This window comes from Cytobacillus sp. (assembly GCF_032154635.1).
GTDB lineage: Bacteria > Bacillota > Bacilli > Bacillales > Cytobacillaceae > Cytobacillus.
The window spans coordinates 1-10,060 of sequence record NZ_JALDXW010000072.1 but is presented as its reverse complement, the minus strand read 5'-3'; the positions used below and the strand labels follow the sequence as shown (position 1 = coordinate 10,060).

At 36.7% G+C, this 10,060-nt stretch carries 9 protein-coding genes; 6 read left to right on the top strand and 3 right to left on the bottom strand.

The features are described from left to right. Positions 1 to 97: 97 nt before the first annotated feature. Complete coding sequence (locus RUH74_RS23600) at positions 98 to 298, bottom strand: YlaI family protein (protein ID WP_313805162.1); 201 nt, start codon at positions 296 to 298, stop codon at positions 98 to 100. Positions 299 to 430: 132 nt separating this feature from the next. Here RUH74_RS23600 and RUH74_RS23595 point away from each other — a divergent pair, with 132 nt between their 5' ends. Continuing rightward, on the top strand, positions 431 to 886 hold the full coding sequence (locus RUH74_RS23595) for a pyridoxamine 5'-phosphate oxidase family protein (protein WP_313805159.1): 456 nt from the start codon (positions 431 to 433) through the stop codon (positions 884 to 886). A 41-nt stretch (positions 887 to 927) separates the two neighbouring features. Here the strand turns inward: RUH74_RS23595 and RUH74_RS23590 are convergent, their stop codons facing one another. Further along, a complete protein-coding gene (locus tag RUH74_RS23590; RefSeq protein WP_313805157.1) occupies positions 928 to 1,518 on the bottom strand; it encodes a YhcN/YlaJ family sporulation lipoprotein in 591 nt (196 codons plus the stop codon). 161 nt (positions 1,519 to 1,679) lie between these two features. Between RUH74_RS23590 and RUH74_RS23585 the strand changes: the two genes are divergently transcribed. Continuing rightward, positions 1,680 to 3,005, top strand: coding sequence for a PhoH family protein (locus RUH74_RS23585; protein ID WP_313805154.1), 1,326 nt, complete (start codon positions 1,680 to 1,682; stop codon positions 3,003 to 3,005). Between the two features lie 50 nt (positions 3,006 to 3,055). Here RUH74_RS23585 and RUH74_RS23580 read toward each other — a convergent pair whose 3' ends face one another. Continuing rightward, positions 3,056 to 3,553 (bottom strand): molybdopterin-binding protein, encoded by a 498-nt coding sequence (locus RUH74_RS23580; RefSeq protein ID WP_313805152.1) that lies wholly within the window; start codon positions 3,551 to 3,553, stop codon positions 3,056 to 3,058. A gap of 157 nt (positions 3,554 to 3,710) precedes the next feature. Here RUH74_RS23580 and glsA point away from each other — a divergent pair, with 157 nt between their 5' ends. From glsA to pyc, 4 genes are all read left to right on the top strand, one after another. Further along, a complete protein-coding gene (gene glsA / locus RUH74_RS23575; protein ID WP_313805149.1) occupies positions 3,711 to 4,640 on the top strand; it encodes a glutaminase A in 930 nt (309 codons plus the stop codon). A 120-nt stretch (positions 4,641 to 4,760) separates the two neighbouring features. Beyond that, positions 4,761 to 5,042, top strand: coding sequence for an Fpa/YlaN family protein (locus RUH74_RS23570; RefSeq protein WP_102271589.1), 282 nt, complete (start codon positions 4,761 to 4,763; stop codon positions 5,040 to 5,042). Between the two features lie 233 nt (positions 5,043 to 5,275). After that, positions 5,276 to 6,478: an FtsW/RodA/SpoVE family cell cycle protein gene (locus RUH74_RS23565; RefSeq protein ID WP_313805145.1), complete on the top strand. Its 1,203-nt coding sequence runs from the start codon at positions 5,276 to 5,278 to the stop codon at positions 6,476 to 6,478. Positions 6,479 to 6,616: 138 nt separating this feature from the next. After that, on the top strand, positions 6,617 to 10,057 hold the full coding sequence (pyc, locus tag RUH74_RS23560) for a pyruvate carboxylase (protein WP_313805142.1): 3,441 nt from the start codon (positions 6,617 to 6,619) through the stop codon (positions 10,055 to 10,057). Positions 10,058 to 10,060 lie beyond the last annotated feature (3 nt).

Below are 10,060 nucleotides of genomic sequence, written 5' to 3'. Positions count from 1 at the left end.
CTTTTTTTGGATACCTTATGAGTTAGAGAATTGTCTAGCCATAGCTCTTCCCTCTCGAGGAGACGCCAAAACGCGGGGGATGCTGAAGTTTTTCTATTTACCATTCATCATCAGTAGTTTTGCTTTGATAAAGCTTGAAATTTCCTGTTTCAATTCTTTTTTGTGTTTTGTAGGTTATTCTTTCATTACACTCCATGCACATATATGTATGAATGGGACGATTTCTCAATTTCTTTGCTTGAAGCGATTCATTTTCTATCGTTTCAATTTTATCGCATAAAACACATTTTACTTTCATTTTACACCTCTGGAATTCCTTATTTTTATTCTCATTTTATTATATATTATGTAGACCTTCATATCGAATTTCTTTTGTAGCCTTGAAAGTTGATGAGTGGCATACTATGATGAGGATGAAGGAGTGATAAAAATGGCAAATCAAGTGGAACCAAAACTTATTAAACCATTGTTTGATGAACTGCAGCAAGAACTTTTTTGTACATTGGCAACTGTTGACCACGAGTCAGGTGGCCCAAATGTAAGTGCAATTTCTTGGCTGTTGGCTAAGAATGAGGAAACGATCTATTTTGCAGTTGATAATCGTTCGAGAATCATCCAAAATATTAGCAATAATAACAAGATAGTTATAAATGTGATTGCGAATGAGTCTACATATTCAATTAGCGGTGAGGCGACGATTAAAGAAGAAAAATTAGAGGGTGTACCTTTAAAGCTGGCGTTAATAGAATTAATGATTAAAGAAGTACGGGATGTAATGTTTTATGGTTCAAAAATAACGACAGCTCCTCAGTATGATAAAACATATGATAAAGTTGCTGCTGCTCGCCTTGACAAGCAAGTGATGGATGCAATGAAAAAAGCTTAGTAAATCACTAAGCTTTTTTCATTCAGCTGATTAAAATATCTCTAATTATTTTTATGAAAATTGGAATGCTCTTCTTGTTTTTCATCAAGTTTATTTTCTTCTTTGTTATTTAACTGTTTTTTAGGGTCTTCTGTTGCCTTCTTGGGATTTGAATCAATGAGATCAGCAGGTATTTCGGGCATTAATCTGCCGGAAATATCGGCAAGCTCATTCATAATACCTTGAATTGGCCTGCCAGCCTGGATATCATCTGCAACCTCTCTTAGACGTGCATTTATATCAGGATCTGCAATAATAATTGCTCTCGCTCCATGAGGGTCGTTCTTTAGACTCTCTGCTACGGAATACTTTATCGTTCCAACCTCTGATCGTTCCAGGTTTTTATTTACATCAATTCCGACTATCGCATAGTTTCCTATTACGACTGCTGTCGCATCATTCACATTAGGAATGCTTGACGCAAGCTTTACTAGATGTTTTGAAATTTCCTGTCCAGTTGTTCGATCCACCTCTTGAATTGCACTGTTTTTGACATTTACTATATTTCCTTTTTGCCCTTCTTGAACTGAATGGTTATTAAACCCACAACCGCTTAATAATACAGCAGTGAAAATAACTAGCCATCTTATCATTATATTCGCCTCCAAAGGTAACGCTGCACAACTAGCATTTCGCTTTTCTTATGTATTATTGTGCAAAATTTCTTCTATCTTTATTCGGAAAAACATATATTTTATCAAAGTTCTATTCGTTCCACTGTTAAGATGATCTAATAGGGGCAGGAGGCATCGAATTGAGTAAAATATATGTGTTAGATACAAATGTCTTGTTACAAGACCCGAATGCTATTTTCTCTTTTGAAAATAATGAAGTCGTAATTCCCGCCGTTGTTTTAGAAGAAGTTGATTCCAAGAAGAGATATATGGACGAGATTGGCAGGAATGCAAGGCAAGTATCCAGACTCATTGATGGGTTAAGAGAAACTGGCAAGCTCCACGAAAAGATCCCGTTAGAAAATGGTGGAAGCTTAAGAATTGAATTAAACCATCGGTCTTTTCAGCAATTACAAGAAGTCTTTGTAGAAAAAACAAATGATAACCGTATATTAGCGGTAGCGAAAAACCTCTCTCTTGAAGAAGGAGAAAAGGAGGATGGACGAACCGTCATATTGGTTAGTAAAGATGCGCTTGTTAGAGTGAAGGCGGATGCAATTGGATTACATTGTGAAGATTTCTTGAGTGACAGAGTAGTTGAAAACGATCATTTGTACACAGGATTTATGGAAGTATTTATCCCAAAGGAACAATTAAATCTTTTTTATGAAAGAGGGGAATTATCCCTTTCATTAGTCAATTCACCAGTTTACCCAAATCAATTCCTATTGATGAAAGACTTACTTGGTTCCTCAACTTCTGCGCTTGGAATCGTTGATAGAAAAGAAAACAAGATAAAGAAGCTAATTTTTGATCATGAACATATATGGGGGATTAAACCGAGAAATGTGCAACAAACAATTGCGATGGAGCTTTTATTAAGAAGAGATTTGCCGTTAATTACATTGACCGGAAAAGCCGGCACAGGAAAAACCCTTATTGCGCTTGCATCAGGGCTTATGCAAACAGAAGATTTCGGGTACTATAAGAAATTGCTTGTGGCAAGACCGATTGTTCCTGTAGGAAAAGATCTCGGCTTTCTTCCAGGTGAAAAAGAAGAAAAGCTAAGACCTTGGATGCAGCCTATATATGATAATTTAGAGTATTTATTTAATGCAAAGAAGCCTGGAGAATTAGATGCTATATTAGCGGGTATGGGATCAATTGAAGTTGAAGCATTAACTTATATACGAGGAAGAAGTATTCCTGACCAATATATTATAATTGATGAGGCACAAAATTTAACCAAGCATGAAGTGAAAACAATTCTCACCCGTGTAGGTGAGGGCAGTAAAATTGTTTTGATGGGGGATCCGGAACAAATCGATCACCCTTATTTAGATGCATATAATAATGGACTAACATATGTAGTAGAAAAATTCAAAGATCAAAAGATTTCTGGGCATATTAAGCTCATTAAGGGGGAACGATCGGGGCTTGCACAATTAGCCGCGGACCTTTTGTAGAAATTTGCTTTAAGAAAGGGCGATGATACGGTCATCGCCCTTTCTTCCTTTTATTCTACTCTAAATTCCTTCACTTTTTTTATTGGGTTATCTTTATTTGAACCATCACCATAATAAACATATGCGGGCCCATCCTTTAATAATGGTCTTCCATTTTCTGAAAAACCTAAAATTAACTCTTCTGCTTTTTCGAAAGGAATGCTGATTTCATCCTCCTCGCAAACTATTACTAATGTACTTGCATCAGGATCTGGCTCGGCATTTTTTAGAAATGGCTTAAATGGAATGCCGAAAGTTCCTGTCAGTACTTTTTCCTTTTCATATTTTTTTTCAGTTTTAAGAGTCGGCGGAAAGATTGCGCCTTCCATAATTTCTCTATCCCAATGTTTAGAAATTTCCTTCGTGTATTCTTCTAATTCATCCTTTTTTTCTACTTCAGTATGAAAATAGGTAGTTAAATCGACGCGGCGATCATCAAAAATCCATACACCCGGATCAAGTGTAATAGGATATTTTACTTTTCCGCTAAATAAGATTATCTTTTCCATTACAAATTCCTCCTAATAGGGCACGAACAAACAGTAATTACACCCGTAAGTATACAGATTTTTTTGGAATTTGTCATACTCATAACTTAATGAGAGAATGAAAACGATAGTAACAAGAAAAAAATATACGAGTAGTATTGTTTGGAGGAAAGGTTGTATGACGTGTCATTCAAATGATGATTTGCAGGCAATTGTTGATGAAGTGCGGTCTATTTCAGAAAAAGGAAAAGTTGCTGACTATATCCCAGCACTTGCAAAGGTAAATAAGAACGATTTGTCAGTTGCTATTTATGAAAAGAATAATTCATGTATATATGCTGGCGATTATATGAGAAAATTCACTCTGCAAAGCATATCAAAAGTGCTTGTTCTTGCACTCGCTCTTCAAGATAGGGGGATGGACTATGTCTTTGAACGTGTTGGGATGGAACCGACAGGAGATCCATTTAATTCGATTTCAAAGCTAGAAACATCTATTCCTTCTAAACCGCTCAATCCAATGATTAATGCTGGTGCCCTTGCTGTTACAAATATGATCAAAGGAGAAAGTGAGAATGAGAAGTGGGAGCGTATCCTTCAATTTATCCGTCGCTTAGTGAATAAACCAAGTGTTTGTTATGATTTGGAAGTTGCAAATTCTGAGCTGGAAACAGCTTGGCTGAACAGGGCCCTATGCTATTTTATGAAGCAGCATAAAGTGATTGAAGGAAATGTGGAGGAGTTGATGATAACCTACACAAAGCAATGCGCCATTGAAATGAATTGTTTTGATCTAGCGAGAATTGGTGCAGTATTTGCGTTAAATGGGGTGGATCCAGAAACAGGAGAAAGATTGATTCCAATACAAATCGCACGTATTTGTAAGACGTTCATGGTCACGTGCGGAATGTACAATGCATCTGGGGAATTTGCTATAAAGGTGGGAATTCCTGCAAAAAGTGGTGTCTCAGGAGGAATTCTTGCAGTGGTACCAGAGAAATATGGCATCGGTATCTTTGGTCCAGCATTAGATGAAAAAGGCAATAGCATGGCTGGAATAAAATTGCTTGAAATTCTTGCAGAAAGATACAACTTTAGTATTTTTTAACTAAGTGTGAAAAATGAACATTCTATTCCCTATGTACACTGTATTATCCTTGCTTTTTTCTCTTTTAACGTATAAAATTTATAGATAGGATAATCGCTCGGGAAACGGGGGGATTGAAAGTTGACTTCTGAAATCATACTAGATCATAAGAAAAAAGCAGATGCCCTATTAAAGGCTGATGCAGATAAAATATTAAAACTAATTAAAGTGCAGATGGACAATCTCACCATGCCTCAATGTCCTCTTTACGAAGAAGTGCTTGATACGCAAATGTTTGGGCTATCTCGCGAAATCGAATTTGCTGTTCGGCTTGGCTTAATTGAGGAATCTGAGGGTAAAGCTATTTTAGCTGAGTTAGAAAAAGAGCTATCTATTCTGCATGAAGCATCCGTAAGAAAATAATGCTAAAAAAAACTCAAACATTCTATTTGAATTGTTTGAGTTTTTTTATCATCGTAAAAGTGGGAGAGAAATTCATTCAAATAAATGTTATTCCTTTTATAAATAGTATAACATTATTGTGGATTTTTATTAATTAGTATGATACATTTAATATATCTTCTCTTCCATGCAGGATAATTTAATGCTTTAGAAGAATAAATAAATTAATGCAAGTAGTAAGGGAAGAGGGCTACATGGTAAAAAAAATATTAAAATCATATGATTACACTTTAATTATTGCCGTACTCATGTTATCTGTGTTTGGTTTGATCATGATTTATAGTGCAAGTATGGTTACAGCGGTACAAATTAATAAGGTTGACAGCGATTACTTTTTCAATAAACAAAAGACTCATTTGATCATTTCAGCAATTGCGTTCATTTTCATGGCAATTTTTCCTTATAAAGCCATGCTGAGCAACAAAATTCTTGTCCCTATGGTATTTATTTCCTTAGGAGGACTATTTGCACTTTTTGTATTTGGACAAGCTACGAACAATGCGCAAAGCTGGTTTGAGTTAGGGAAGCGCAGTTTGCAGCCATCCGAATTTATTAAACTAGCGGTTATCATTTATTTATCCGCTGTATATGCAAAGAAGCAATCATATATTAATGAGTTTAATCGAGGGGTTGTTCCTCCGCTTGCTTATTTATTTCTAGCATGTGTTCTAGTAGCGATGGAACCTGACTTTGGTACTGCTGCTATTATATTTGCAATTGCAGCAACGATTATTTTTGCATCAGGAATGAACTATAAAAATATATGTAAGCTTGGGTTAATCGGTTTTATTATGGTAGCTCCATTAGTCTTAATAATGAAGGATAAGATCTTCACGAAAGTACGTATGGGCCGAATTGAAGCATTTCAAGACCCATTTTCTACAGATTTTGGTTATCAGCTTGTTAATTCATATTTAGCACTAGGTGCAGGAGGATTGAAGGGGCTAGGTTTAGGGAATAGCGTGCAAAAGCTAGGCTATTTACCTGAGGCACATACGGACTTCATTATGGCTGTGATTGCCGAAGAACTCGGTTTGTTTGGTGTATGTTTTGTTCTCTTTATTCTAGGCTATATTGTGCTAAAAGGAATATATATTGGCTTAAAGTGTAAGGATCCATTCGGAAGTTTGTTGGCAATTGGTATATCTAGTATGATTGGAATTCAATCATTTATTAACCTAGCAGGTATTTCCGGAGTCATTCCTCTTACTGGGGTGCCTTTGCCCTTCGTGAGTTATGGGGGTTCATCACTTTTGCAGTTGTCATTAGCGATGGGGATTCTTGTTAACGTATCAATGTTTATTAACTACGAAGAAAAATATAAAAATAGTAAAGCAACCAGTCAATCTGTCAACGTACAAAAGGCTTCTGGCCCTATTTATAACTACCGTAAATAGCATGTATTTTATGCGTTTTTTTAAGAAGATAGAAAACAAGATATATTGGTTATAGTTGTTTTGAGAACGGTTAGCATCAAGGCCGTTCTATAAAAATAATTACCAGAAAAATCAAAAAATAAAGTAGGGGTGGTTTCCTTGAACCGATCAATCAACAAAGTATTAGTAGCAAACAGAGGCGAGATTGCTATCCGTGTATTCCGTGCATGTACTGAACTACATATTCGAACCGTTGCTATTTATTCGAAGGAAGATACGGGTTCATATCATAGATATAAAGCGGATGAAGCCTATTTAGTTGGTGAAGGAAAAAAACCAATTGATGCTTATCTAGACATAGAAGGCATTATTAATATTGCTAAAAATAGCGGTGTGGATGCTATTCATCCTGGATATGGATTTTTATCTGAAAATATCCATTTTGCAAGACGATGTGAAGAAGAGGGAATTATTTTTATTGGACCTGAATCTAAACATTTAGATATGTTTGGTGACAAAGTAAAGGCGAGGACACAAGCTCAGCTTGCTGAAATCCCTGTCATTCCAGGCAGCGACGGTCCTGTTAAGAGTATGGAGGACGTAATTAGCTTTGGAGAGAGCCATGGCTTTCCGATTATTATAAAAGCCTCTCTTGGCGGAGGCGGAAGAGGAATGCGGATTGTCAACCATATTGATGAAGTAAGTGAAGCATATGATCGGGCAAAATCTGAAGCAAAAGCCGCATTTGGCAATGATGAAGTATATGTAGAGAAGTTTATCAATAAACCAAAGCATATTGAAGTACAAATCATTGGTGATAAACATGGCAATATTGTTCATTTATATGAGCGGGATTGTTCTGTTCAACGTCGTCATCAAAAGGTTGTTGAAGTCGCACCATGTGTTTCTTTATCCCCGCAATTAAGGGATGAAATTTGTGAGGCTGCGGTAAGATTGATGAAAAATGTAGGTTATATAAATGCTGGCACTGTAGAATTTTTAGTATCAGGTGAAGAGTTTTATTTCATTGAGGTCAATCCGCGTGTACAGGTTGAGCATACAATTACCGAAATGGTAACTGGAATAGATATCGTTCATACACAAATTCTTGTTGCTGCAGGATATCCGCTTCATAGTGAAAAAGTTGGGGTTCCAAAGCAGGGAAATATCCATGTGAATGGCTACGCCATTCAATCTCGTGTAACTACAGAGGACCCATTGAATAATTTCATGCCTGATACAGGAAAAATAATGGCTTATCGTTCAGGTGGAGGGTTCGGTGTTCGTCTTGATGCTGGAAATGGGTTCCAAGGGGCAGTTATCACTCCTTATTATGATTCACTGCTTGTAAAACTATCTACTCAAGCAATGACATTTGAGCAAGCAGCTTCAAAAATGGTCCGAAATCTTCAAGAATTTCGAATTCGCGGGATAAAGACAAATATCCCATTTCTTGAAAATGTTGTCAAGCACGAGAAGTTCCTTACTGGTGAGTATGACACTTCCTTTATCGATCATACACCAGAACTATTTTTGTTCCCAAAACGAAAAGACCGTGGAACGAAAATGTTAACATACATTGGAAATGTAACAGTAAATGGATTTCCGGGAATTGAAAAGAAGAAGAGACCAGTGTTTGAAACACCGAGAGTGCCAAAATTAAATTATACAAATAATTATCAAGAAGGAACAAAGCAAATTTTAGATAAGCATGGTCCAGAAGGAGTAGTTAAATGGGTGAAGGAGCAGAAGGAGGTATTATTAACAGATACGACCTTCCGTGATGCCCATCAATCATTACTAGCAACTCGAGTTAGGACGAATGATCTTAAACATATAGCTGAACCAACTGCAAAGCTATTACCAGAAATGTTCTCATTTGAAATGTGGGGAGGAGCAACTTTTGATGTTGCCTATCGTTTTCTTAAAGAGGATCCTTGGGAAAGACTGCTGACTTTAAGAGAGAAAATGCCAAATGTTCTATTTCAAATGCTTTTAAGAGGCTCAAATGCAGTGGGTTACAAGAACTACCCAGATAATGTCATCCGTGAGTTTGTTGAAAAATCGGCTCAAGCAGGAATAGATGTATTCCGTATTTTTGATAGTTTAAACTGGGTGAAAGGAATGGAAGTTGCGATTGATGCTGTTCGCCAATCCGGAAAAATTGCTGAAGCTGCGATTTGTTATACGGGTGATATCTCTGACCCAGCAAAGACAAAATATGATTTAAATTACTATAAGAATTTAGCTAGAGAACTTGAAAACCAAGGTGCGCATATATTAGGGCTTAAGGATATGGCAGGTCTACTTAAGCCGCAGGCGGCTTATCAACTAATTTCTGAACTGAAGGAAACTGTAAATATTCCAATCCATCTTCATACACATGACACTAGCGGCAATGGGATCTTTACTTATGCAAAAGCAATAGAAGCAGGGGTAGATATCGTTGATGTAGCAATCAGTTCAATGGCCGGATTAACATCTCAGCCAAGTGCAAATTCACTTTACTATGCTCTTGAGGGGACAGAACGAAAACCGAATATTAATATTCAAGCACTCGAACAATTAGCTTATTATTGGGAAGATGTTCGGAAATATTACAAGGAATTTGAAAGTGGAATGATCGCCCCACACTCGGAAGTATACCAGCATGAGATGCCTGGCGGCCAATACAGCAATCTACAGCAGCAGGCGAAGGGTGTTGGACTAGGGGAAAAATGGGACGATGTGAAAGAGATGTATTCACGTGTGAATCAAATGTTTGGAGATATTGTAAAAGTAACTCCTTCTTCAAAGGTTGTTGGTGACATGGCACTGTATATGGTACAAAATCAGCTGACTGAAGAAGATGTAATTAATAAAGGCTTGACATTAGATTTTCCTGATTCGGTTGTAGAGCTTTTCGAAGGGTATCTTGGACAGCCATATGGTGGGTTCCCTAAAGAATTGCAAGATGTTATCTTGAAAAATAAACAACCGATTACAGTTCGTCCAGGGGAATTGTTAGAGGATGTAGATTTTGAGGCGATAAAGGAAAAGCTATTCAATGATCTTGGCAGACAAGTAACGATACATGATACGCTTGCATATGCTCTTTATCCAAAGGTGTACATGGATTATATAAAAACGGTAGAGCAATTTGGTGATGTATCTGTTCTTGATACACCTACATTCCTTTATGGAATGAGATTAGGTGAGGAAATAGAGATAGAAATTGAAACAGGTAAAACACTAATTGTTAAGCTTGTTTCGATTGGTCAGCCTCAAGCTGATGGAAATAGAGTAGTATACTTCGAATTAAATGGGCAGCCGCGTGAGGTTGTCATTAAAGATGAGAGTATAAAGTCAACAGTAGCTTCAAAGATAAAGGCTGATCCCTATAATGAAAATCATATTGGAGCATCTATGCCAGGAACGGTAATTAAGGTATTGATTGAAAAAGGGGAAAAAGTAGAGAAGGGTGATCATCTCATGATTACCGAAGCAATGAAAATGGAAACTACTGTACAAGCACCATTTTCAGGAACAGTTAGCGATATTTTCGTAACAAATGGGGAAGCCATTCAAACTGGAGATTTATTAATAGAATTAACAAAATAAAAA